Below are 22,416 nucleotides of genomic sequence, written 5' to 3' on the forward strand. Positions count from 1 at the left end.
GCGCCGGGTCCCATTACCGCAGCGGCACCCAGAGTATCAGCGTGGTGTCTTACCGTGAATATCTGCGTCCGTTCTCCGACATTCCGGGAGACTTGTCAAGCCTTCCCGTGCAGGTACGGAGATGGAGCGCCGTACACGAGCTCGGACGGCGTCCACTCGACCAGGTCGTGCAGCAGCACGTCCTCCGCGAGCAGATGCCCCGCACTCGCCGGCCAGGCTATCGCATAGAGCCACATTCCCCGAGCCTCGCCGGCGTACGCGCTTCGATCCGGCAGCGAGTTCACCAGCCACAGTGGAGTTGGGTGACCGGCCACCCTGATCCCGGCGCGTCCGACATGGCCGGGATGCCCCGGGCCGGGGTCGGTCAGCGCCTCGACCAGTTCCGGTCCCGCGTCCGGCCCGGGCACTCCGGCGTACCGCGTGCCCAGCCCCACGCCGGGCTCCTCCGCCACGAAGACCAGGTCCGCCGGGCCACCACCCAACGGTGCCGGCCCGGCGCAGGCGACCACCGTGGCCCGCACTCCGAGCCGATCATCGCCGGCCCACGCCACGCCGGTCGTGGTCCAGCCCGGCGGCAGCGGCCACGGACACCACAGCGGAGCCGCCGGCTGCTGCGGCTGGGCGGTGGCCCGGATGTGGTCGACCACGCTGGCCACGATCTCCGCGCCGATGTGCTCGGGCACATGCAGGGGCGCGACCGGCCCACAGTCGGGGCAGCGGGATTCCGGGTGCATCAGATCCGGCGACCGGACCGACCCCCCGCATCTGGGACAACTCACCGCAACCGTCACCACTCCACCGTCACCCCCCAACCGCCCCCCGTCAACCCCCTCCCCCGCCCACCACCCGTCCCCGACCTTCGCGATCATGAAGTTGTCAGCTCGCTCCTCGGCGTGTCGCGACAACAACTTCATGGTCAACAGCAGCGGTGGGGGTGGGGTCAGGTCGGGGGTGGGTCGGCGTGGGCGCGGATCCAGGCGTGCATGGCGATGCCGCTCGCCACCCCGGCGTTGATCGAGCGGGTCGAGCCGTACTGGGCGATCGAGAAGACCTGCTCGCACGCGGAACGGGCGGCCTCGGAGAGCCCCGGACCCTCCTGACCGAACAACAGGACGCACCGCCGGGGCAGCGTGCTGGTCTCCAGTGGCCGACAGCCGGGCAGGTTGTCGATGCCAACCAGCGGCAGCTCGTGCTCCGCCGCCCAGACGATCAACTGGTCGATCGTCTCGTGGTGGCGTACGTGCTGGTAGCGGTCGGTGACCATCGCGCCGCGGCGGTTCCAGCGCCGCCGGCCCACGATGTGCACCTCGGCCGCGAGGAACGCGTTGGCGTTGCGGACCACCGTGCCGATGTTGAGGTCGTGCTGCCAGTTCTCGATCGCCACGTGGAAGTCGTGGCGTCGCCGGTCCAGGTCGGCGACGACGGCCTCGCGTCGCCAGTAGCGATAGCGGTCGACCACGTTGCGCCGGTCCCCCGCGGCGAGCAGTTCCGGGTCGTAGCGGGGATCCTCCGGCGGGTCGCCGGGCCAGGGCCCCACGCCGACGTCGAGCTGCTCACCGGTCACGGTCACGCAGGTTACGCCCCGCCGCCCGGAGCAGGTCGGTGCGGCCCCAGGGCCGGGCCGACCAGGCGATCACCTTTCCAGCCGGCAGATCCAACTCCACCTGCCAGTCATCGGACCGGCTGGGCGCCGTGAGCACCATCCAGTGCACCGCAAACACGCGGACCACCCGCAGACCGCCGGCGGCGGACCGCGGTCACCGTCGAGTGCGCGGTCACCGCACCGGTCAGCGCAGGGCGAGGGCGCCGCCGAGCCGGTCGAGGAATCGACGGTCGGCGGGTGCCAGCACGCCGCCGGGCACAGAAGAGGACGCGGTGCGACAGACGCGGGCGGCCACCGACTGCACCCACTGCCGGTAGGCGGCCGAGTCGGCGGGATCGGCATGCCGAGCCAGTACCCGCACGACGGCCCGGCAGGCGGCGAGCACGTCCACCAGATCGGTGAGCGGCGCCGCCGGCCGGGACGGCCCGTCGTGCCGGGCGTAGATCGCGGCCACCACCGCCCGGACCAGATCGCTGTCGAAGGCTCGTCCGGCCGCCACCGCGTCCAGTCCGGCCAGACCCGCCGCCACGCTGCGGGGCGGACGCCCCGGGCCGGGTTGGGCGGCGGCCACGATCACCCGCCCGGGCAGACCGGTGAGCAGGTCCCACTCGGTGGCGGAATAGGCGGTGGCGGTGGTGATTCGCTCGCTCATGGCGGGACCTCCGGCGCCAGCATATTCGCCCGGGACGGGGACCGAACCCCTACGGCGGGAACCCGCCGCGGCGTGCCACCGCCTACCCAGGCTCGCCGCGCCGAGGACGGTCAACGACAGCTCGGTCAGCAGATAGCCGAGGACGCACGCCGGCCGCGGTCGACCGGCCGCGACGGGTCCGGGACGCCACCGCCCGGGTCAGCGCGGTTCGGGAAAGCTGGGCCGCTCGGGGTCGACGCCGTCAGGAACGGCTGTCGCCGCGTACTCCCGTTTGGGGACCATCACCTTGCGCCGGAAGACGCAGACCAACGTGCCGTCCTGGTTGTAGCCGCGCGTCTCCACCGCCACCACGCCACGATCCGGTTTGGAGGCGGACTCCCGCTTGTCAAGCACGGTCGTCTCGCCGTAGATCGTGTCGCCGTGGAAGGTGGGTGCGACGTGCCGCAGCGACTCGATCTCCAGGTTCGCGATGGCCTTGCCACTGACGTCCGGCACCGACATGCCGAGCAGGAGCGAGTAGATGTAGTTGCCGACCACGACGTTGCGCCCGAACTGACTCGCGTTCTCGGCGTAGTGCGCGTCCAGGTGCAGCGGATGATGGTTCATGGTGAGCAGGCAGAACAGGTGGTCGTCGTACTCGGTGACCGTCTTGCCCGGCCAGTGCCGGTAGACCGCGCCGACCTCGAACTCCTCGTAGTAGCGGCCGAACTGCATCCTGGTCTCCCTCGACGGAGGCGGCGGAGTTCGGCACAGCATGCCTTATCGAGGGTTAAGGAGAACCGGGGGGCGCGACGGGCGGCGGAATGTCACACCGGCCGAGACCGACAGGCACCGGAGCGGGCGGGGCCGGCGCGGCTGGACCGAGGCCGGACGCAATGAGCGGCGGGGCCCTCCCCGGCACCCGCCGCCCACGCTCTGATGCTTCAAGATTCTGCCGCACGCCGGTCCGGTCGCACAGAGACCGAGGTCACATTTATCTTTTTGTTACATTACTCTGAGTGACAGATCATCGGTCAAAAAGCGATCTCCGCAGGTCGAATCGCTGCTAGTCAGCGCCAAAGTTACCGCTTCGTACCCGGTCAGAGCGTTGATCTCATTGGAAACGCTCCCATTACGGGCGGTCACGCAAATGCGACATGCATGTGCGATCTGCGGACGCCTGCGGAGACCGACGACGATCGATGCGGGCAAACACCCCATCCGGACTGCGACCAGGGTTACGGTGGCACCACGACGGGAATGCGAAGGGGTACGCCCGGGTTCCACCAGACGTAGCTGTTCCGCGTGATCGGAGAGACTCACATGGCAACCGTCGAGCTGACCACGGCCAACTTCGACCAGGTGACCGAAGGCGACGGCATCGTGCTGGTCGACTTCTGGGCCGACTGGTGCGGTCCCTGCAAGCGGTTCGCTCCGGTCTACGAGCGATCGTCGGACAAGCACGCGGACATCACCTTCGGCAAGGTGGACACGGAGGCGCAGCAGGAACTCGCCGCCAAGTTCGACATCCGGTCCATCCCGACCATCATGGCGATCCGCGACGGCGTGATCGTCTTCGCCCAGCCGGGCGCGCTACCGGAGTCGGCTCTGGAGAACCTGATCGAGCAGGTTCAGGCGCTCGACATGGACGACGTGCGCAAGAAGCTCGCCGAGCACAAGCACTGATCTCACCTCGGCACGCTGGCCGGGCCCCGATCGGGCCCGGCCAGCGGCGTCTGCGCACCCGTCCGCTCGCCGGCCCGTCACAGCTGGGACACGGCCCGCCGATCAGGCCACTGCAACGCCCGCCGGTGCCGTATCTTCGGCATCCGATGGATGCGTTGACGAGCCGCGGCCGTACGGTCCGGGTGGCGGTGACGGCACTCGGCCTCGCCGTCCTGCTCGCCGGCACGGTCTGGGGCGCCGACGACCACTTCCCGTTCGGCCCCTTCCGGATGTACTCCACCTCCGATCCGGCCGACGCGGACGCACCGGACACCCGGGTGGAAGGGGTCGACCGCAACGGCGACCTCGTCGACCTGGGTGAGGCGGCGACCGGCATCCGCCGGGCCGAGATCGAGGGCCAGCAGAGTCGGTACGTCGCCGACCCCAGCCGGTTGCGCGAGATCGCCGAGGCGTACGGCCGACGCCACCCCGACGCACCGGAGCTGGCCGAGGTCCGGATCGTGATCCGGTGGCACGACGTCACCGACCGTCGACCCACCGGCCGGTGGCTCGACGAGACCGTCGTCCACTGGCAGGTCACCCCATGAGCCGCTGGCTCACCGAGGCGGTGCCGCGCGGTCGCGTCGCCGCGTTCCGCACGCTCGTCTACCTGTTCGTCGCCGCCGACCTGGTCGTGTTCACCCCCTGGGTACGCGACCGCGTCGACGTACCCGGCAACCTCTACCAACCGCTGTTCGTCGGGCGCGTACTGCCGCTACCCACCCCCACCGCGACGCTGGTGAGCGTGATCTTCTGGGCCCTGCTGCTGCTGGCCCTGCTCGCCGCGACCGGACGCGCTCACCGGCTGCTCGGCTGGACGGTCTTCGCGCTCTACCTGGAGTGGATGATCATCGCGATGAGCTACGGCAAGGTGGACCACGACCGGTTCGCCCTGCTCGTCGCGCTGGCCGTGCTGCCCACCGCCGGGCGCGCCCGGCACGGCGACCCGACCAGGACGGAGGCCGGCGGTTGGGCGCTGCGGGTCACCCAGATCTCGGTGATCTGCACCTACTTCCTGGCCGCCTGGGCCAAGTTCCGTTTCGGCGGCCTGGACTGGGCCACCGGCTCGGTGCTCGCGAAGGCGATCATCCGACGCGGCACCGACCTGGCGGACCTGATCGCGCAGGTGCCCCACCTGCTGCTCGTCGCCCAGTTCGGCATCCTCGCGTTCGAACTGCTCAGCCCGCTGGTCTTCGTGCTGCCCGAGCGCTGGCGGCTGGCCATGGTCGGGTTCTTCTACTCGTTCCACCTGGCGACGATCGCGACGATCACCATCTCGTTCGCCCCGCACCTGGTCGCCATGACCAGCTTCCTACCGCTGGAGAAGGTCCGCCCGCTCGTCGCAATGCGACGGCTGCTGTCCCGCAGGTCCACGCCCGATCAGCGCGGGCTCGACGCGGATCCACTGGCCGACATAACCACGCCCGCGAGGACACGACGCGGTGGCCACGAGCCGGTGCCGGACCCGACGGCGCCCTGACCGGCCCACGATCCGTGCTCGGCGCGAGGGCTCCCGCGAGACGTAACGCACGGAACAGGCGGGCGGTCCGCCCTGGTGCGGTGTCAGTCGCCGGAGGGGCCGTAGAGGCGGTCCCGAGTTTCCTGGGGCAGCGAGCAGGCGGCCGTACCGCCGGGCATCCGGTGCCGGTTGCGGGCCACCCAGCGGTACGCGGGCCAGGCGACGGCGCGTACCGGCGGGATCCGTAGCCCGGCTCCGGCGAGCCGCCACCCACGGCCGCTGCTGGCCAGCAGCGCCGCGATGGCGTCCGGGCCGGCGGCCCGGCTGCCGTCCGAGCCGACCCACTGCACCGCCTCCTCGCACTGCGCCTCGGTCAGGCCGAGCCGGTCGAGGTCGGCGAATTGCCAGGGCACCACTCGGGCGTCGGTGGGAATCCGGCGCTCGATGAACTCCGCGCAGCGGGTGCAGAAGGCGCAGTCCCCGTCGTAGACGAAGGTCGACATGCCTTCATCCTCCCCCCAGCGTCGGCCACCCCACACACAGGTGTCCGGCGAGTCACTTGCACGCCACTAGGACATGTGTTCGAATACTGGCCATGCGCTGGGAGAACCTGACCGCTCCCCCGGTCGAGGAGAATCCCGGACGGGCAGCGCCAGCGACGCCACCCCTGCCGCTGGCGCTGCCCGATGCGGTCGTCCGCACCTTCGACACTCCCGACTTCGCCGGGATGACCTTCTACGAGGTACGCGCCAAGTCGATCCTCAACAAGGTTCCGGGCACCTCCCGCGTCCCGTTCGAGTGGACCGTCAACCCGTACCGGGGATGCAGTCATGCATGTTTTTACTGCTTTGCCCGAAATACCCACACCTATCTTGACTTCGACGCGGGGGCGGACTTCGACAGCCGGGTAGTCGTCAAGGTCAACGCGGGTGAGTTGCTGCGTCGTGAGCTGGCCGCGCCGCGCTGGCGCGGCGCGCACGTGGCGATGGGCACCAACGTCGACTGCTACCAGCGGGCCGAGGGGCGCTACCGGCTCATGCCGCCGATCATCGAGGCGCTGCGCGACTTCGCGAATCCGTTCTCGATCCTGACCAAGGGCACCCTGATCCAACGTGATCTCCCGCTGCTGCGGCAGGCGGCCGAGGTCACCCGGGTGGGCATCTCCTTCTCGGTCGGCTTCGTCGACGAGCGACTGTGGCGCTCGGTCGAGCCCGGCACGCCGAGTCCACGCCGCCGGCTCGACGCGATACGCCGGTTCGCCGACGCCGGATTCGAGGTCGGCGTACTGATGGCGCCGATCCTGCCCGGCCTCTCCGACTCGGACGAGTCGATCGAGGCCACCGTGGCGGCGATCGCCGCCGCGGGCGCGGCCAGCGTGACGCCGCTTGCGCTACACCTACGTCCCGGCGCCCGCGAGTGGTACGCGCGGTGGCTCGGGCGGGAGTATCCCCGGCTGGTGCCGCGCTACCGGGAGCTGTTCGGCGCGGGCGCGTACGCGCCGCAGTCCTACCAGCGGGAATTGACCGCACGGGTCCGCATCGCCGCCCGCCGGCACGGACTGATCCGGGCCGAGGCCGGCGGCCACCGTGCTGCGCCGCAGCCCGCACCAGCACCGGAGCAGCTGAGCCTGCTCTGAACGGGGCGCGGCGGTGCGGTGCGGCTGAGCGTTGTCGAAAGGTCGATCGGGGGCAGCCTGACAGCGACGCGGCTACAGTCGTCGGATGCGTTCCGCCAAGCAGATCCTCGCCGACGCCGCCGTGATCGCCGTCGTCGGTGCGTCCCGCGATCCGTTCAAGGCTGCTCACCGGGTACCGCTGGAGATGCAGCGGCACGGCTGGCGCATCATCCCGGTCAACCCGACCGCCGACGAACTGTTCGGCGAGCCGGTGTACCGGTCCCTGGCCGACATCCCCCACCCGGTCGACCTTGTCGACGTGTTCCGACCGGCCGACGACGCCGTGGACGTGGTGCGGCAGGCGGTGACGATCGGTGCCCCGGCGGTGTGGTTGCAGCTCGGCATCGTGTCGCCGGAGGCCCGGCGGATCGCCGAGGAGGCCGGCATCGACTACGTGGAGGACCGCTGCCTGATCGTGGAGCGGGCCGCCGCCGGGCTGACCCGCCGGAGCTGACCGCTCAGAGCTTGTAGTCGCGGAGCAGGCCGCGGGAGATGATGGTCTTCTGGATCTCCGAGGTGCCCTCGCCGATCAGCAGGAACGGGGCCTCCCGCATCAGCCGCTCGATCTCGTACTCCTTGGAGTAGCCGTAGCCACCGTGGATGCGGAACGCCTCCTGGACGACCTCGGCGCAGTATTCCGAGGCGAGCAGCTTCGCCATCCCCGCCTCGACGTCGTTGCGCTGGCCGGCGTCCTTGAGCCGGGCAGCGTTGACCATCAGCGCGTGCGCCGCCTCGATCTTCGTACCCATCTCGGCCAGCTTGAAGGCGATGGCCTGGTGCTTCGCCAGCGGCTGGCCGAAGGTCCGGCGCTGCTGGGCGTACCCGACGGCCAGTTCGAAGGCCCGGATGGAGATGCCGCAGGCGCGGGCGGCCACGTTGACCCGACCGACCTCGATGCCGTCCATCATCTGATAGAAACCCCGACCCACCTGGTCGGCCCCGCCGAGGACGGCGCTGTCGGGAACGGTGACGCCGTCGAGCACCATCTCGGTGGTCTCGACGCCCTTGTAGCCCATCTTGTCGATCTTGCCGGGGATGGTCAGGCCCGGGGCGGTCTCACCGAAGCCGGGCTCCTTCTCCAGCAGGAAGGTGCTCATGTTGCCGTAGACCGAGTCGGCGCCGGTCTCGGTGCGCACCAGGGTGGCCACCACCGACGAGTACGCGCCGTTGGTGAGCCACATCTTCTGGCCGTTGATGACGAACCGGTCGCCGTCGCGGACGGCCTTCGACTTGATCGCCGAGACGTCGGAGCCGCACTCCGGTTCCGACATCGAGAAGGCACCGCGGACCTCGCCGGTGGCCATCCTCGGCAGCAGCCGGGCCCGCTGTTCGGCGGAGCCGTGCTGGGAGATCAGGTACGCCACGATGAAGTGCGTGTTCACGATGCCGGAGATCGACATCCAGCCCCGGGAGAGTTCCTCCACCACGAGGGCGTAGGTGAGCAGGGACTCGCCGAGACCGCCGTACTCCTCGGCGATGGTGAGCCCGAACAGGCCCATCTCCTTCATCCCGTCGAGGATGTCGGCCGGGTACTCGTCGGCGTGCTCCAGGCGCTGCGCGTGCGGGATGATCTCCTTGTCCGCGAATTCCCGGACGGTCTGCAGGATCGCCCGCTGCTCGTCGGTCAGGCCGGGCGTCTGGGCGAGTCGAGCCATCTCAGCCTCCGGGGATTCAGCGCCTACTCACTGGTAACTAAACGCTCGATCAGTATCGGTCGCCCGACCCTGGGGGCCAAGGCGACCAGTCCACCCAACCGCTGTGAAATGGTTCACCGCTGCGGGTAGCGTCCCGCAGTGAGGGGCCCGCCCACCAGGGACGTTGGGACCGTAGGAGGAGAGCGTGGGCCAACCACCGGAGCCGGACCAGCCACCGTCGCCCTACGAGCCACCGCCGGGCGGGCAGCAGCCGCAGTACGGCCAACCGTACGGACAGCAGGGCGAACAGCCGGCGTACGGGCAGCCGTCGTACGAGCATCCGGGCCAACAGCCGCACGGCCAGCAGTGGGCTCAGCAACCCCCGTACGCCCCACAGGTGCCCTACGGGCAGTACGGACCACCGGCCGGGCAGGGCGGCGGGCGCGGCACCAACGTGCTGGCCATCCTCTCGCTGGTCTTCGCCTTCGTCTTCGCACCCGCCGGCATCGCCCTCGGTCACCTGGCCAAGCGGCAGCTGCGCACCAGCGGCGAGGACGGCGAGCAGCTCGCCACCTGGGGCCTGATCCTCAGCTACATCTTCACCGGCCTCTTCCTGCTGGCCTGCTGCGGCTGGCTGGCCCTGGCGATCTGGGCCGGCTCCGACGGCACCAGCACCTGAGCCCGTTCAGCGGAACTGGGCCTCGCGGACGCTGTTGCCGCCGTCGACCACCAACATCTGGCCGGTGATGTACGACGCGGCCGGCGAGCAGAGGAAGGTGATCGCCGCGGCCACCTCGTCGGGCGTGCCGGGCCGCCCCACCGGCGTACCCAGACCCTGCTTGATCTCGGCCATGGTCGAGGCCGCGGTGTAGATGGTGCCCGGAGCCACCGCGTTGACCGTCACGCCGTCGGCGATCATCTCCATGGCCAGCGCCCGGGTCAGGCCCACCACGCCCGCCTTGGCCGCCGCGTACGCCGCCTCGGTGGGCAGCGCGTTGACCGGACCGGCGGTGGCGGCCAGATTGACGATCCGACCCCAACCGCGCTCGGCCATGCCGCCGATGAAGGCCCGGCTGCACAGGAAGGCGGTGGTCAGGTTCCGGTCGATCTCGCCCCGCCACTCGTCGTAGCTGAGCTGCGCCACCGGGCGCAGCACCTCCGGGCTGGCCCGGCTGGCCAGACCCGCGTTGTTCACCAGCACCTCGACGTCGCCGAGCTGCTCGGCCACGGCGTCGGCAAGCGCGCCCACCTCCGACTCGTCGGTGAGGTCGGCGACGAAACCGGTCACCCCGAGTTCGCCGGCCCGCTCGTGGATGCGCCGGGTGGTCGACACGATCGCCACCCGGGCGCCCAGGTCGGACAGTCGGCGAGCGGTGGCGTACCCGATGCCGTCCGGGCTGCCCGCCCCCGTCACCAGCGCGACCTTGCCGTCCAACCGCATGGTCACCGGCTCGGGCAGTGGTGCCGGTGCGTCCTGGTCGCCGGGCTCCGGTGTCGCGGCAGGGCGTGGTCGCCGGCTCATGCCCGGCCGGCTGACGTCCCGTCTCGGTCTGTTGCCGGAGCGGTCCGCCGCGCGCGCGTCAATCCCCATGCCGAGATCCTGCCCTTTCCCGCCGCTGTCGGGCAACGCGCACCCGGTGCCGGGCGCGTCGCGAGGTGCGCGGCAATGACTACCCTGACTGCGCCACATCATCGCGACGGAAGAGAAGCCCGATGACGCAACCCCCGCCGGCCGGCGGCTGGCCCGACCCCGCATCGACCGGCCAGCCGTCCAGCCCGCCCGCCGACCCGACGCTGCCGGTCAGCTCGCAGCCGGCCGTTCCACCGCAGCCGTCCGGATACGATCCGTATCAGCCACCGGCCGATCCGTACGCCGGGATGAAGTCTGACCCGGCTGCCGCGCCGTACCCGCCGGCCGGTTACCCGCCGGCCCAGCCCGCCGGTTACCCGCCGCCGCCCCCGCCCGGGTACGGCTACCCCCAGCCCGGGTACGGCTACCCGCAGCAGAAGACGAACTCGCTGGCGATCGTCGCCCTGGTCCTCTCCCTGATCGGGATCGGCTCGTGCATCACCGCCCCGGTCGGCGCCATCATGGGGCACGTGGCCATGCGTCAGATCCGGGAGACCGGCGAGAGCGGCGAGGGGATGGCCAAGGCCGCCATCATCGTCGGTTGGATCCTCACCGGCCTGCTCGCACTGGTGATCATCGGTTACGCCATCGCGATCGGCTTCGCCATCGCGAACTCGTCCTCCACCACCTGACCGGTGAACGCCCGCCCCGGCCGAGGTCGGGGCGGGCGCGGGGTGATCGCCCCGGTTACTCGGCCGGCGGGCTGAACGTCGAGGTGCGGGTCAGGCCGGCGGCCCGGCCCTTGGCGGCGATCACCAGCGCCATCTTGCGGGACGCCTCGTCGATCATCTCGTCGCCGAGCATCACCGCGCCCAGCCGGCCACCGGCCTCCGAGGTGTAGTGCTGGTAGGCGTCGAGGATCAACTCGGCGTGGTCGTAGTCGGCCTGGGCCGGCGAGTAGACCTCGTTCGCGGCATCGATCTGCCCGGGATGCAGCACCCACTTGCCGTCGAAGCCGAGCGCCGCCGACCGCTTCGCCACCTCGCGGAACCCGTCGGTGTCCCGGATCTGCAGGAACGGGCCGTCGATGGCCTGCTTGTCGTGCATCCGGGCGGCCATCAGGATGCGCATCAGGATGTAGTGGTAAGGGTCGCCCGGGTAGTCGGGGATGAGTGCGCCGACCACCAGCGACCTCATGTTGATCGAGGCCATGAAGTCGGCCGGACCGAAGATGATCGTCTCGACCCGGGGCGACGCGGCGGCGATGGCGTCGACGTTGACCAGGCCGGCGGCGTTCTCGATCTGCGCCTCGATGCCGATCCGGCCCACCTCCAGGCCGAGGGTCTTCTCCAGTTGGGTGAGGGTCAGGTCCAGCCACTGCACCTGCGCCGCGTCCTGCACCTTCGGCAGCATCACGCAGTCGAGGTTGGCCCCCGCGCCTTCCACCACGTCGATGACGTCCCGGTAGGTCCACGGGGTGGTGAGATCGTTGACCCGGACGACCCGGGTCTTGCCGGCCCAGTCACCCTCGTTCAGCGCGGCCACGATGTTCTTGCGGGCCTCCGGCTTGGCCAGTGGGGCGACCGCGTCCTCCAGGTCGAGGAAGACCTGGTCGGCGGGAAGGCCCTGGGCCTTGCCGAGCATCTTGACGCTCGATCCGGGCACGGCCAGACAGGACCGGCGGGGACGCCCGACAACCGCCATCGACGGCGCTCCTTCCGGGGCACGGCCACAGCGCCGCCCCTGACTCAACGATCTCTGAGGTGCTTGTGACGCCACGGTAACCTCGTGCCGTGACCGCGGTGAATGGACCTGTGGAAGATGTCACTGACCGCCGACTGGTCGTGATAACCGGGGCCAGCTCCGGCATCGGATTGGCCGCCGCCATCAAGCTGGCCTGCCGGGGCGACCGGCTGGTCCTGGTCGGCCGGGATCCGGCCCGACTGCGAGCCGCCGCCGACGAGGTCCGCGAGGCTTCCGGGGAGCGGCCCGAGGTGTTCCGGGCCGATTTCGCCGCCCTCGACGACGTCCGGCGGTTGGCCGAGCGGCTGCGCGCCGGGTACGACCGGATCGACGTGCTGGCCAACAACGCCGGCGCGATCGTGCTCCAGCCGGTCACCACCGTCGACGGTTTCGAACTGTCCGTCCAGGCCAACCACCTGGCGCCCTTCCTGCTCAGCAACCTCCTGGCCGACCGGGTACGCCGCATGGTGGTGACCGCCTCCGGCGCGCACCGCAGCGGCGCCCTCGATCCGGACGACCTCAACGCCCCGCTGCGCCGTTACCGCCCGATGTCCGCGTACGGCACCAGCAAGCAGGCGAACATCCTGTTCACCGCGGAGGCGGCCCGCAGGTGGTCGCAGGTCGACTCGTACTGCTTCCATCCGGGGGTGGTGCGGACCCGGTTCGGCAACGAGAGTCGGGTGGTCGCCCTGGGCATGCGTCTGCTGCCGTTCCGCAGCCCGGCCAAGGGCGCCCAGACGTTGGTCTGGCTCGCCAACCAGGACAGCTCCCGGCTGACGAACGGTGGCTACTACTTCGACTGCCGGCCACGCCGCCCGTGGCCCAAGGCGGCCGACCCGGGGCTCGCGGCGCGACTCTGGGCGGCCAGCGCCGCCGCGGTGGGCATCCCGGACGGGCCGGGCCACCCGGGGCATCCGGCCTGAGGTCGCGTCGGCCGGGCAACCGGGTCGCCCCGGTCGGTAAACCTTGCGATACTCCGCGCCATGACCGTCGCGGAGGGCGTCAACCTGCACGTGCTGGGCGAGGACGAGGAACTGACCGCCCGGTTGGACGCGGAGCTGACCAGTTTCAACCAGCGGGCCACCGGCGCCACCGACGAGGCGGCGCTGTCCGTCCGGGTCACCGACGCGGGCGGTGAGCTGATGGCCGGGCTCACCGGGTGGACCTGGGGCGGCTGCGCCGGGATCAACATGGTCTGGGTCCGCGCGGATCGCCGTGGCGAAGGCTGGGGCGGTCGGCTGCTGACGGCGGCCGAGCAGGAGGCCCGACGGCGGGGCTGCACCGAGATCTCGGTCGCCTCGTTCTCGTTCCAGGCTCCGGGCTTCTACCGCCGGCACGGCTACCTCGACACCGGTCGTCGGGAGGGCATCCCCGGTGGTCACGTCGACCACCAGTTCTGGAAGTCGCTGGTGAACGACCCGGCCGCCGTGGTGCGCCTGGTCGCTCTGGTGGAGCTTCCCGCCAGCGCGGTCGAGGCCGGACAACGGTACGAGGACACCGTGCTGGCGCTGCTGCCACGCCACGGCGGACGGCTGGAACGCCGGCTGCGCACCGGTGACGGGGGTGCTGAGGTACACGTCATCCGGTTCGACACCCGGGCCGGATACGAGTCGTACCTGGCCGATCCGGAGCGGATCGCGCTGCGGGTGGCGCTCGGCGAGGCCGCCCCGCAGACCCGGGTGCTCGAGGTACACGAGGTGTGACCGGCCGCCGGGTCGGCGCCCTCGGACTTGACCGATCGGTCAACGACGACTTAAATTAGACCGAGCAGTCAATTCTGGGGAGTGAGTCGTGGCTCGGGACACTCGGGACCGCATCGTCGCGGTGGCGCGCGACCTGGTTCACGGCGCCTCGCTGGCCGAGGTCAGCACCGAGGAGATCTGCAAGGCGGCAGGTGTCCACAAGGGGAGCCTCTACCACTTCTTTCCATCCAAGGAAGCGCTCGGCGGAGCCGTGCTGGACCGCAACTGGGAGATGCTGCACGCCGTGCTGGAGGAGGCCTTCGTCGCGGACGTACCGCCGCTGGCGCGCGTCGACCGGTTCGTCGACAGCTTCGTGCGGATGCTCTCGCTCATGCGGGAACGGTTCGGCGCGACCCCCGGGTGCCCACTCGGCGACCTGGCCGCCGAGGTGGCCGGTCACGGCGACGACGGCCGAGCCCGGGCGGGGCGGGTGCTGTCCGGCTGGGCGGGCTATTTCGCCACGGCCATCAGCGAGGCGAAGGGGCGCGGCGACGTGCCGGCCGACGTCGATGCCGACAGTGCCGCGACCCGTGCGCTGGCGCTGATACAGGGGCTGGCGCTGCTGGCCAAGGCGCACGACGACCCATCCCTGGTGCTGCTCGCCAAGGCCGACATCCGGCTGCTGCTGCGGGCGTCTGGCTGACCCTCGCCAGCGACGAGCGCCCGTTCGTCATGCACGTTGAGTTGACCGATCGGTCAATTACTGAGGAGGTCCCATGCCGCAGTCGACCACCAACGCGGGCGAGGAGTACCGGTTCACCCGCTTCCGCACCGCCCTGCTGCTCGACGATCTGACGTTCGACCGGAATGCTCCCGCGCCCGGTGACCGGATGCCGGCTTTCGACCTGCCGACCCTGGGCGGCGGCCGCTTCACCGACGCCGACCTCGGTCACCTGCCGGTGCTGATGGTCTTCGGTTCACGGACCTGCCCGGTCACCGAGAGCGCCGGGCCGGTGTTGCGCGCCCTGCACCGCGACTTCGGCGATCGGGTGCGGTTCGTTCTGGTGAACACCCGCGAGGCGCACCCGGGCGAGCGGTTCGGTCAGCCCCGGACCGCCGAGGACAAGTGGCGGCATGCCGAGGAGTTGCGCAAGCACCACGGGATCGCATTCGAGGTGGCCGTCGACGACCTGGACGGCGGGTTGCACCGGGCGATGAGCCCGAAGCCCAACTCGGCGTACCTTCTCGACGCCACCGGCGTGATCAGTTACCGGGCCCACTGGGCCAACGACGAGCAGGGCCTGCGAACAGCTCTGGCCGCGATCACGGCCGGGGCTGCTCCGCCGCGCGGGCGCAGCCGCGCCATGGTCGGACCGCTGCTGCGCGCCGTCGGTCACCTGCCCGGGGTGGTGACCTTCGCCGGCGGTCGGGTCGAACGTGACATCTGGCTGGCGGCCACGCCGCTGGCCGTGCTCGGACGGATCTCCCGTCTGTTCCGGCGACTGCCGAAGGACCGCCGAGGTATCGCGGCGGCAGCGTTCACCGGTGCGGTTGTCGTCCTGGCCGCCGCCGTGGTCGCGGTGGCGTCGTAGCGCGCCGGCGGGGTCCAGGGATGTCCGTCCGGCCCGGTGTGACCGCCGAGGCGGGCGGCGGCGAACCTGGATAGCACGACTGCTCAGTCGCGGACCGGCACCGCGTCCGCCGGCACCGCCGTGCTGACGCGTGTCGCACGCCGGGCGGTGCGGGCGCTGGACAACACCACCACGGCCACCCCGACCAGCAGCAGTGACAGGCCGGGCAGGGTCACCGGGTCGGGCAGCTGACCCAACCACGCCCAGCCGATCAGCGCCGCGCCGGGTGCCTCCAGCAGGATCAGCACGCTCACCGTGGTGGCCGAGACCCGCCGCAGCGCGTAGCTGAACATCGAGTGGCCGAGCAGCTGTGCCCCGCCGACCAGGGCGAGCACGGCCAGCCAGGTGCCGGTGTCGAAGCCGCTGAGCGGCACCCGGCCGACGAGACAGACCACCAGCAGGATCAGGCCGCACACGCCGTAGCAGATGGTGGTGTAGGTGGCGTTGCTAACGGTGACCCGGGCCCGCTCACCCAGCGCGGTGTACACCGCCGCGAACAGCCCACCGGCCAGCGCCAGCAGATCGCCGGTGAAGGCCTGACCCGAGACCGTGAAGTCGGCTCCGGTCGCCAGCACCGCCCCGACCACGGCCACCCCGATGCCGGCCCAGACACCCACCGGCAATCGGCGGCCCTGCGCCCGGGCGATCAGCCCCTGCCAGACCGGCTGGGTGGCCACCAGCGCCGTTGCCGCGGCCACCGAGGTGAGCTTCGCGCTCGGCATCCAGGCGGCGAAATGCGCCGCCAGCGCCACCCCGGAGAGGACGCAGAACATGCCCTCGCGGCGGCCCGCGCCGGTGGTGACGAAGCGGAACTCGGACCGTCGGCGGGTCAGCGCGAACGGACTCAGCACGGCGACGGCCAGCATGTTGCGCCAGAAGGCGACCGCCAGGGCGGGCGCGGCGGCGAACGCGATGAGCGGCGCGGACGACGAGACGGCGAAGACGGCTACGGCCAGTGCCGCGCCGGTCATCAGGTCGAGCGGCGGACGATGGGGTTCGGTGACCACGAGGTGCAATCTTCACACGCCGTAGGGGCACCACTTTCCGTCAGCGTTCGGTTACGATCATGCGCGTCCTCACCCAGGGCTCCTCCCTTCCGCCCGGAGTCGGTTTCCATGCCCACGTTCCGCGCGGTGCTGTTCGACTTCTTCGGCACGTTGACCCGTCCGGTTCAGCGTGGCGAGGGTCACCTCAGCACCGCCGAACTGCTCGGCTGTCCGCCGGACACCTTTCTCAAGGTGCTCGACCGCAGCTTCTACGAACGCGCCAGCGGGCGCTTCGACACCGTCGAGGGGACCTTGCGCTGGGTGTGCGAACAGGTCGGCGTACACCCTTCGGCGGAGGCGTTGCGAGCCGCAGCCGTTGCCCGCCACCAGGCCGTACGTGCGGACACCCGGTTACGGGACGAGGCCGTGCCGACCCTGCGGGCGCTGCGGCGGCGGGGCGTACGGACCGGGGTGATCAGTGACTGCACCCATGAGCTGCCGACGTTCCTGCCGGAGCTGGCGGTCGCCCCGCTGCTCGACGTTCGGGTGTTCTCGGTGCAGGTGGGGCGCTGCAAGCCGGACGCGAGCCTCTACCTGGCCGCCTGTGCGCGGCTGGGTCTGCCGCCAGCAGACTGTCTCTACGTCGGTGACGGGGGCAGCCAGGAGTTGACCGGTGCGCAGCGCGCCGGCCTGAGCGCGGTCCGGCTCGCCGCACCCGACCTCGCCGACCATCTGGTGTTCAACCTCGACGCGGACTGGGCCGGTCGGACCCTGGAATCCCTCTGCGAGGTCGTCGACCTGGTCGACGAGGCTCCCAGCCCGGTCGGCGCACCCGCGTAGCTCGCGGCCACCCCGGGCCGACGTCGCCGCGAACGAGGTTCTCAGCGCCGCCGGACGCGGTGCAGCCGGAACGGCCGTCGGGTGGCGCGCACCGCCGGCGTCGGCCGGGGCTGCTCGGCCAGCGAGCCGGACGGCAACTCGTCGCCGTGCGCCGGCTTGCCGGCCGGCGCGAGCCGCACCAGGGCGCATCCGTCGGCAGCCCAGCGGGCGACGAGCTCCGTGGTGGGTCCGGGCGCGTTGAGCCGTTTGGCCGCCACCAACGGGGCGAGCGTTTCCCACTGCTCGGTGCCGGGTGCCACCCGGCTGACCCGCGCCGGCCAGGTGACGATCCGGCCACCGTGATCGCCGCGCTGCGTCACCTGGGCCTCGTCCGCCTCGGCCAGGCCCGGCGCGGACTGCTCCCCGGGGCCGCTGACCACGAACAGCGCGGCCTCCAGGGGTACGCACCACAGGGCCAGCGACGGGTTGCCGGCCACCGCGACCCAGGCCACCGAGGCCTTCTTCATCGCCTCGTCGACCAGTGGGTGGTTCTCAGGCTCGTCGGTCACCGCGGCATCCTCTCGCATCCGGGCCGGTCCGCGTCGGCCGTCAGCCGACGAACGGCGGGACGAGGATCTCCCCCCGGGCCACCGGCATCACCTGACCGGCGACGGTGGTGCCCACCGCCACGCCACCGGCTGCGGTCACGGTGCAGGCCAGCGAGGCCGGTCGGCCCATCTCGACGCCCTGCCGGACGGTGTAGGACGATCGTCCCTCGCCGGGCAGCAGGCCGCTGGCGACCAGCCACACTCCGAGACCGAGCGCGGCCGAACCGGTCGCCGGGTCCTCGGGTACGCCGAGACCGGGGACGAAGACCCGGGCGTGCGCGGTTTGGGTCGCGGGGTTCCAGGAGAAGACGCTGACATGCTCGATGCCGTACCGCCCGGCCGCCACCGGGTCCAGCCGGGCCCGGGCGAGGGCGTCGGGGCGTACCGGCAGGAACGGGAACTCCAGGCCGCAGCCGGCGACCCGGGGCGCCGGGCCGAGGTGGTCCTCGGCGCCGAGCCCGACCATCTCGAGCAGCGGCTCCGGCTCCAGTTCGGGCCCGAGGGTGGGGCTGCCGCCGGTGAGGATGGCGGCGCCCTCGCTCACCTCGATCGGCAGCACCCCGGCACCGCACTCCTGGTTGACCTGCCCGGTCGGAAAGAGGCCTCGGCGAGCGGCGGTGACCGCAGCGCCGACGCTCGGGTGACCGGCGAACGGCAATTCGTCGACCGGCGTGAAGATCCGCGCCCGGTAGGTGGCACCGACCTGCGTGGCGGGCAGCACGAAGACCGTCTCCGAGAGGTTGAACTCGCGCGCCAGAGCCTGCATCTGGTCGGTCGCCAGCCCGTCGGCGCCGAAGACCACCGCGAGGGGGTTCCCGGCGTACGGACGGTCGGTGAAGACGTCCACGATCTCGTAAGCCAAGGTCGACATGTTGATAGACACTAGGCCCTCGGGGCGTATGTCCGGGTCACTGCCCGGCCGTGCCGCCCCTGGAGCATCGTCGGCCGGGGCGTCGACACACCACCTAGGCTGGTGCCCGTGAGCACGCCGACCCGGGTGTACATCGCCCGACTTTCCGGAGTCGCTGTCTTCGACCCCAACGGCGACCAGGTGGGCCGGGTACGCGACGCGGTGGCCCGGCTGCGCGTGAGCCAACGGCCGCCCGAGGTCGTCGGTCTGGTCGCCGAGATGCCGATGCGCCGACGGATCTTCCTCTCCATCAACCGGATCACCTCGATCGACGCCGACGCCATCGTGCTGGGCAGCGGCACGTTGAACCTGCGCCGGTTCGAGAAGCGCCCGAACGAGTTGCTCGTCCTGCAGGAACTGCTGGACCGCCGGGTGCAGGTCGCACCGGAGGGCCGGGCCGCGTCGGTGGTCGACGTGGCGATGGAGTGCAGTCGTGGTGGCGAGTGGTCGCTGACCCGGGTGGCGGTCCGCGAGCAGACCGGCCGGTTGGCTCGCCGGGGCCACCTGCACCAGGTCGAGTGGAACCAGGTACGCGGGCTCAGCGGCGTGGCGGAGACCCGGGGCACCGCCAACCTGCTCGCCGTACTGGAGGACATGCGCCCGGCGGACCTGGCCAACGCGCTCCAGGACCTGCCCGACGCCCGGCGCAACGAGGTCGCGGCTGCCCTGGACGACCAGCGGCTCGCCGACGTGCTCAGCGAGCTGCCCGAGCACGACCAGGTGGAGATCCTCGCCGCGCTGGACCGCGAACGGGCCGCCGACATCCTGGAGGAGATGGACCCGGACGACGCCGCCGACCTGCTCGGCGAGCTGCCGCCGCCGGAGCAGGACGTACTGCTCGACCTGATGGAACCGGACGAGGCCGACTCGGTGCGGCAGTTGCTGAAGTACACACCGGGCACGGCGGGCAGCGTGATGACCTCCGAACCGGTCATCCTGCCCCCGGACGCGACGGTGGCGGAGGCCCTCGCGCGGATCAGGGAACCGCAGCTCTCCCCGGCGGTGGCCGCGCAGGTGTTCGTGGCCCGGGCGCCGATGGCCACCCCCACCGGCCGCTACCTGGGCATGGTGCACTTCCAGCGGCTGCTCCGCGAGCCCCCGGCCGATCTGCTCGGCGGGGTGGTGGTCAACGACATCGATCCACTGCGTCCGACCACCCCACTGCCGGAGATCACCCGCCGGATGGCCACCTACGATCTGGTGGCCATGCCGGTGATCGACCGGAACAACCGGCTGGTGGGTGCCGTCACCGTCGACGACGTGCTGGACCACTCGCTGCCCCGGGACTGGCGGGACCGGGATGCCGCGTCGGGCGGCCTGACGAACGGAACCCCGACCGTTCCGGACCCGGCGACGGACGGTGGCCATGACTGAGCAGCGGCGCGCGGAACGGCTCGACCTACCGCGGGAGCCCCGGGGATTCAAGCTGCCCCGGGTGGATCAGGAGACGTTCGGACGCTGGGCCGAGGGCATCGCCCGTGGCATGGGTACGGCGAACTTCATCGTCTACATGACGCTGGTGATCAGCGCATGGTTCCTCTGGAACACTCTCGCCCCGGCGGGAATGCGCTTCGACCCGTACACCTTCACCTTCCTCACCCTGGTGCTCTCCATTCAGGCCTCGTACGCGGCACCGCTGATCCTGCTGGCACAGAACCGTCAGGCCGACCGCGATCGGGTGGCGATGGAGGAGGACCGACGCCGGGCGACCATGCAGAAGGCCGACACGGAGTACCTGGCCCGGGAGATCGCCGCACTGCGGATCGCACTCGGCGAGGTGGCCACCCGGGACTTCGTCCGCTCCGAGTTGACCCGGCTCGCCGAGGAGCTGGACGAGGCGGCGCAGCGGCGACAGCGGCTGGAGCGCCGGCACCGGGACGACCCGGCCGTCCGGGCCGGTGGTGACGGGCTGGACGAGCCCCGCGACGAGGTGGACGGCGACCAACCGGGTGACGGTCGTCACGACCCGGCGACCTCCCACCGCCCGGAGAGCTGATCGACTCGCTCACACCGCTGTCACCGGCACCGGTGACAGCCTGCCGCCGACGTAGCATTACGGGCATGTCAGCTCCCGTCAGCACCGTCAACGACGCCGTCCTGGCCGCTCTGGCCACCGTCAACGACCCGGAGATCCGCCGGCCGATCACCGAACTCGGCATGGTGCGTTCCGCCGAGGTCGGCGAGGACGGCGTGGTCCGGGTCGAGTTGCTGCTGACCGTGGCCGGTTGCCCGCTGAAGGACAAACTCCGGGCGGACATCACCGCGGCCGTGGGCGCGGTGAGCGGGGTCAGCGGCGTCGAGATCGAGTTCGGGGTGATGAGCACCGAGCAGCGCCAGGAACTCCAGGCGAAGCTGCGCGGCGGCGGTGCGACCGAGGAGCCGGTGATCCCGTTCGCCCAGCCCGGCTCTCGCACCCGGGTGTACGCGGTGGCCAGCGGCAAGGGCGGTGTCGGCAAGTCCAGCGTGACGGTCAACCTGGCCGCCGCACTGGCCGCCCGGGGCCTTTCCGTCGGCGTGGTGGACGCGGACATCTACGGGCACTCGGTGCCGCGGATGCTCGGTGCGGACGGCCGGCCCACCCGGGTCGAAGACATGATCATGCCGCCGCAGGCGCACGGGGTGAAGGTCATCTCGATCGGGATGTTCACCGCCGGCAACGCCGCCGTGGTCTGGCGGGGTCCGATGCTGCACCGCGCGTTGCAGCAGTTCCTCGCCGACGTCTACTGGGGTGATCTCGACGTCCTGCTGCTCGACCTTCCCCCGGGCACCGGCGACGTGGCGATCTCGCTGGCCCAACTGCTGCCGAACGCCGAGATCCTGGTGGTCACCACCCCGCAGGCCGCCGCCGCGGAGGTCGCCGAGCGGGCGGGCGCGATCGCGTTGCAGACCCACCAGCGGGTGGTCGGTGTGATCGAGAACATGTCCTGGCTGGAGCTGCCCGACGGCTCCCGGATGGAGATCTTCGGTGCCGGCGGCGGCCAGACGGTGGCGGATTCGCTGACCCAGACGATCGGCGCGTCGGTGCCGCTGCTGGGTCAGGTGCCGCTGGACACCCGGGTCCGGGAGGCGGGCGACGAGGGCAACCCGATCGTGCTCGCCGAGCCGGATTCTCCGGCGTCGAAGGCGCTGGGCCAGGTGGCCGACCGGCTCGCGCTGCGTCGCGAGTCCCTGCTCGGCAAGCCGCTGGGTCTCAAGCCGGCCGGACGCTGAGCGCGCCGGTCCACACCCCGCCCGGCCCGGACCCGGTTCAGGCGCGGAGGCCGCCTCTCGTGGCGGCGGTCAGGTGACGTCGTCGTAGCTGACCGCGCGGGGGGCCGGCACCGGGCTGGTGGTGCTCGCCGGGGGCGGACCGGGCCGGCGCGGGTCGGCCGCGTTCGCGACGTCCTTGAGTTCGTCGTGCACACCGGTGACATCGGCGCGGAGACCGTCGTAGACGCCCTGAAGCGGCTTCCGGATCGCCTGCTCGTCCTCCTCGCTGAGCAGATGCTTGCGGATGAACGCCTTGGGGTGCAGGTCCTCCAACTGGATGTCGGTGCCCAGTTCCTTGCTCAGGTCCGTGGTGGCGCTGCGGGCCATGTTGCGTAGATTGCGCACCATCCGCAGCCCGTCACTGATCACCGCCGGCAGCCGGTCGCCGAAGATCAGCAGCGCCAGCAGCAGCAGCGCGCCGACCTCCCACACGTTCAGGTTCTCGAACACCCTCGGTCCCCCTTTCCCCCGGCTACCGCAGCCAGAGTACG

The 22,416-nt window shown here is 71.2% G+C and carries 28 protein-coding genes; 15 read left to right on the forward strand and 13 right to left on the reverse strand.

Annotation, left to right across the window (positions count from 1 at the left end; all coding sequences use genetic code 11):
• Positions 1–95: 95 nt before the first annotated feature.
• From V5O40_RS14565 to V5O40_RS14585, 5 genes are all read right to left on the reverse strand, one after another.
• Positions 96–794, reverse strand: a complete 699-nt coding sequence (locus V5O40_RS14565) for a DUF6758 family protein (RefSeq protein ID WP_332905919.1) — start codon at positions 792–794, stop codon at positions 96–98.
• 146 nt (positions 795–940) lie between these two features.
• Positions 941–1,564: a TrmH family RNA methyltransferase gene (locus V5O40_RS14570; protein WP_332905920.1), complete on the reverse strand. Its 624-nt coding sequence runs from the start codon at positions 1,562–1,564 to the stop codon at positions 941–943.
• Entirely contained in the window at positions 1,554–1,730 is a 177-nt protein-coding gene (locus V5O40_RS14575; protein ID WP_332905921.1) for a hypothetical protein, read from the reverse strand. The genes V5O40_RS14570 and V5O40_RS14575 overlap by 11 nt, the downstream gene beginning before the upstream one ends.
• Positions 1,731–1,787: 57 nt before the next feature.
• A complete protein-coding gene (locus V5O40_RS14580; protein WP_332905922.1) occupies positions 1,788–2,255 on the reverse strand; it encodes a hypothetical protein in 468 nt (155 codons plus the stop codon).
• 198 nt (positions 2,256–2,453) lie between these two features.
• Positions 2,454–2,969, reverse strand: coding sequence for a MaoC family dehydratase (locus V5O40_RS14585; RefSeq protein WP_332905923.1), 516 nt, complete (start codon positions 2,967–2,969; stop codon positions 2,454–2,456).
• 588 nt (positions 2,970–3,557) lie between these two features.
• On the opposite strand from V5O40_RS14585, the gene trxA reads away from it, so the two are divergent.
• The 3 genes from trxA (at position 3,558) to V5O40_RS14600 (ending at position 5,439) form a co-directional block, all read left to right on the forward strand.
• The gene (gene trxA, locus V5O40_RS14590) at positions 3,558–3,920 is read left to right on the forward strand and encodes a thioredoxin (RefSeq protein ID WP_269739941.1); all 363 of its coding nucleotides are present in this window, start codon (positions 3,558–3,560) and stop codon (positions 3,918–3,920) included.
• Between the two features lie 146 nt (positions 3,921–4,066).
• Positions 4,067–4,507 carry a hypothetical protein gene (locus V5O40_RS14595; protein WP_332905924.1) on the forward strand — a complete coding sequence of 147 codons (441 nt, stop codon included), beginning with the start codon at positions 4,067–4,069 and terminating at the stop codon, positions 4,505–4,507.
• On the forward strand, positions 4,504–5,439 hold the full coding sequence (locus tag V5O40_RS14600; RefSeq protein WP_332905925.1) for an MFS transporter permease: 936 nt from the start codon (positions 4,504–4,506) through the stop codon (positions 5,437–5,439). Before V5O40_RS14595 ends, V5O40_RS14600 begins: the two co-directional genes overlap by 4 nt.
• A gap of 83 nt (positions 5,440–5,522) precedes the next feature.
• Here V5O40_RS14600 and V5O40_RS14605 read toward each other — a convergent pair whose 3' ends face one another.
• The gene (locus V5O40_RS14605; RefSeq protein WP_332905926.1) at positions 5,523–5,921 is read right to left on the reverse strand and encodes a thiol-disulfide oxidoreductase DCC family protein; all 399 of its coding nucleotides are present in this window, start codon (positions 5,919–5,921) and stop codon (positions 5,523–5,525) included.
• Between the two features lie 92 nt (positions 5,922–6,013).
• Between V5O40_RS14605 and V5O40_RS14610 the strand changes: the two genes are divergently transcribed.
• Entirely contained in the window at positions 6,014–7,054 is a 1,041-nt protein-coding gene (locus V5O40_RS14610; RefSeq protein WP_332905927.1) for an Rv2578c family radical SAM protein, read from the forward strand.
• Between the two features lie 85 nt (positions 7,055–7,139).
• Entirely contained in the window at positions 7,140–7,547 is a 408-nt protein-coding gene (locus V5O40_RS14615) for a CoA-binding protein (RefSeq protein ID WP_332905928.1), read from the forward strand.
• A gap of 4 nt (positions 7,548–7,551) precedes the next feature.
• Here the strand turns inward: V5O40_RS14615 and V5O40_RS14620 are convergent, their stop codons facing one another.
• The gene (locus V5O40_RS14620; RefSeq protein ID WP_332905929.1) at positions 7,552–8,748 is read right to left on the reverse strand and encodes an acyl-CoA dehydrogenase family protein; all 1,197 of its coding nucleotides are present in this window, start codon (positions 8,746–8,748) and stop codon (positions 7,552–7,554) included.
• Positions 8,749–8,932: 184 nt separating this feature from the next.
• Between V5O40_RS14620 and V5O40_RS14625 the strand changes: the two genes are divergently transcribed.
• Positions 8,933–9,406, forward strand: a complete 474-nt coding sequence (locus tag V5O40_RS14625) for a DUF4190 domain-containing protein (protein WP_332905930.1) — start codon at positions 8,933–8,935, stop codon at positions 9,404–9,406.
• A gap of 6 nt (positions 9,407–9,412) precedes the next feature.
• On the opposite strand, the gene V5O40_RS14630 is transcribed toward V5O40_RS14625, so the two are convergent.
• Entirely contained in the window at positions 9,413–10,249 is an 837-nt protein-coding gene (locus V5O40_RS14630) for an SDR family NAD(P)-dependent oxidoreductase (protein ID WP_332905971.1), read from the reverse strand.
• Positions 10,250–10,440: 191 nt separating this feature from the next.
• On the opposite strand from V5O40_RS14630, the gene V5O40_RS14635 reads away from it, so the two are divergent.
• Positions 10,441–10,989 (forward strand): DUF4190 domain-containing protein, encoded by a 549-nt coding sequence (locus V5O40_RS14635; protein WP_332905931.1) that lies wholly within the window; start codon positions 10,441–10,443, stop codon positions 10,987–10,989.
• A gap of 55 nt (positions 10,990–11,044) precedes the next feature.
• Here the strand turns inward: V5O40_RS14635 and V5O40_RS14640 are convergent, their stop codons facing one another.
• Complete coding sequence (locus tag V5O40_RS14640; protein WP_332905932.1) at positions 11,045–12,001, reverse strand: HpcH/HpaI aldolase/citrate lyase family protein; 957 nt, start codon at positions 11,999–12,001, stop codon at positions 11,045–11,047.
• 110 nt (positions 12,002–12,111) lie between these two features.
• Between V5O40_RS14640 and V5O40_RS14645 the strand changes: the two genes are divergently transcribed.
• From V5O40_RS14645 to V5O40_RS14660, 4 genes are all read left to right on the forward strand, one after another.
• A complete protein-coding gene (locus V5O40_RS14645) occupies positions 12,112–12,963 on the forward strand; it encodes an SDR family NAD(P)-dependent oxidoreductase (protein ID WP_332905972.1) in 852 nt (283 codons plus the stop codon).
• 60 nt (positions 12,964–13,023) lie between these two features.
• Entirely contained in the window at positions 13,024–13,743 is a 720-nt protein-coding gene (locus V5O40_RS14650) for a GNAT family N-acetyltransferase (RefSeq protein ID WP_332905933.1), read from the forward strand.
• Between the two features lie 88 nt (positions 13,744–13,831).
• Entirely contained in the window at positions 13,832–14,425 is a 594-nt protein-coding gene (locus V5O40_RS14655) for a TetR/AcrR family transcriptional regulator (protein ID WP_332905934.1), read from the forward strand.
• A gap of 73 nt (positions 14,426–14,498) precedes the next feature.
• Positions 14,499–15,314 carry a TlpA family protein disulfide reductase gene (locus tag V5O40_RS14660; protein ID WP_332905935.1) on the forward strand — a complete coding sequence of 272 codons (816 nt, stop codon included), beginning with the start codon at positions 14,499–14,501 and terminating at the stop codon, positions 15,312–15,314.
• A gap of 83 nt (positions 15,315–15,397) precedes the next feature.
• On the opposite strand, the gene V5O40_RS14665 is transcribed toward V5O40_RS14660, so the two are convergent.
• Positions 15,398–16,324 (reverse strand): DMT family transporter, encoded by a 927-nt coding sequence (locus V5O40_RS14665; RefSeq protein WP_332905973.1) that lies wholly within the window; start codon positions 16,322–16,324, stop codon positions 15,398–15,400.
• Positions 16,325–16,468: 144 nt separating this feature from the next.
• Here V5O40_RS14665 and V5O40_RS14670 point away from each other — a divergent pair, with 144 nt between their 5' ends.
• On the forward strand, positions 16,469–17,179 hold the full coding sequence (locus tag V5O40_RS14670) for an HAD family hydrolase (protein WP_332905936.1): 711 nt from the start codon (positions 16,469–16,471) through the stop codon (positions 17,177–17,179).
• Positions 17,180–17,220: 41 nt separating this feature from the next.
• Here V5O40_RS14670 and V5O40_RS14675 read toward each other — a convergent pair whose 3' ends face one another.
• The gene (locus V5O40_RS14675) at positions 17,221–17,745 is read right to left on the reverse strand and encodes a hypothetical protein (protein WP_332905937.1); all 525 of its coding nucleotides are present in this window, start codon (positions 17,743–17,745) and stop codon (positions 17,221–17,223) included.
• Positions 17,746–17,767: 22 nt separating this feature from the next.
• Positions 17,768–18,637, reverse strand: a complete 870-nt coding sequence (locus V5O40_RS14680) for a PhzF family phenazine biosynthesis protein (protein ID WP_332905938.1) — start codon at positions 18,635–18,637, stop codon at positions 17,768–17,770.
• 108 nt (positions 18,638–18,745) lie between these two features.
• Here V5O40_RS14680 and V5O40_RS14685 point away from each other — a divergent pair, with 108 nt between their 5' ends.
• From V5O40_RS14685 to V5O40_RS14695, 3 genes are all read left to right on the forward strand, one after another.
• Complete coding sequence (locus V5O40_RS14685; RefSeq protein ID WP_332905939.1) at positions 18,746–20,050, forward strand: magnesium transporter MgtE N-terminal domain-containing protein; 1,305 nt, start codon at positions 18,746–18,748, stop codon at positions 20,048–20,050.
• Positions 20,043–20,672, forward strand: a complete 630-nt coding sequence (locus V5O40_RS14690) for a DUF1003 domain-containing protein (protein WP_332905940.1) — start codon at positions 20,043–20,045, stop codon at positions 20,670–20,672. Before V5O40_RS14685 ends, V5O40_RS14690 begins: the two co-directional genes overlap by 8 nt.
• 65 nt (positions 20,673–20,737) lie before the next feature.
• Positions 20,738–21,886 (forward strand): Mrp/NBP35 family ATP-binding protein, encoded by a 1,149-nt coding sequence (locus V5O40_RS14695; RefSeq protein ID WP_332905941.1) that lies wholly within the window; start codon positions 20,738–20,740, stop codon positions 21,884–21,886.
• A 69-nt stretch (positions 21,887–21,955) separates the two neighbouring features.
• Here V5O40_RS14695 and V5O40_RS14700 read toward each other — a convergent pair whose 3' ends face one another.
• Positions 21,956–22,375 carry a Sec-independent protein translocase family protein gene (locus tag V5O40_RS14700; protein ID WP_332905942.1) on the reverse strand — a complete coding sequence of 140 codons (420 nt, stop codon included), beginning with the start codon at positions 22,373–22,375 and terminating at the stop codon, positions 21,956–21,958.
• Positions 22,376–22,416 lie beyond the last annotated feature (41 nt).

Source organism: Micromonospora palythoicola, assembly GCF_036689795.1.
Lineage (GTDB): Bacteria > Actinomycetota > Actinomycetes > Mycobacteriales > Micromonosporaceae > Micromonospora > Micromonospora palythoicola.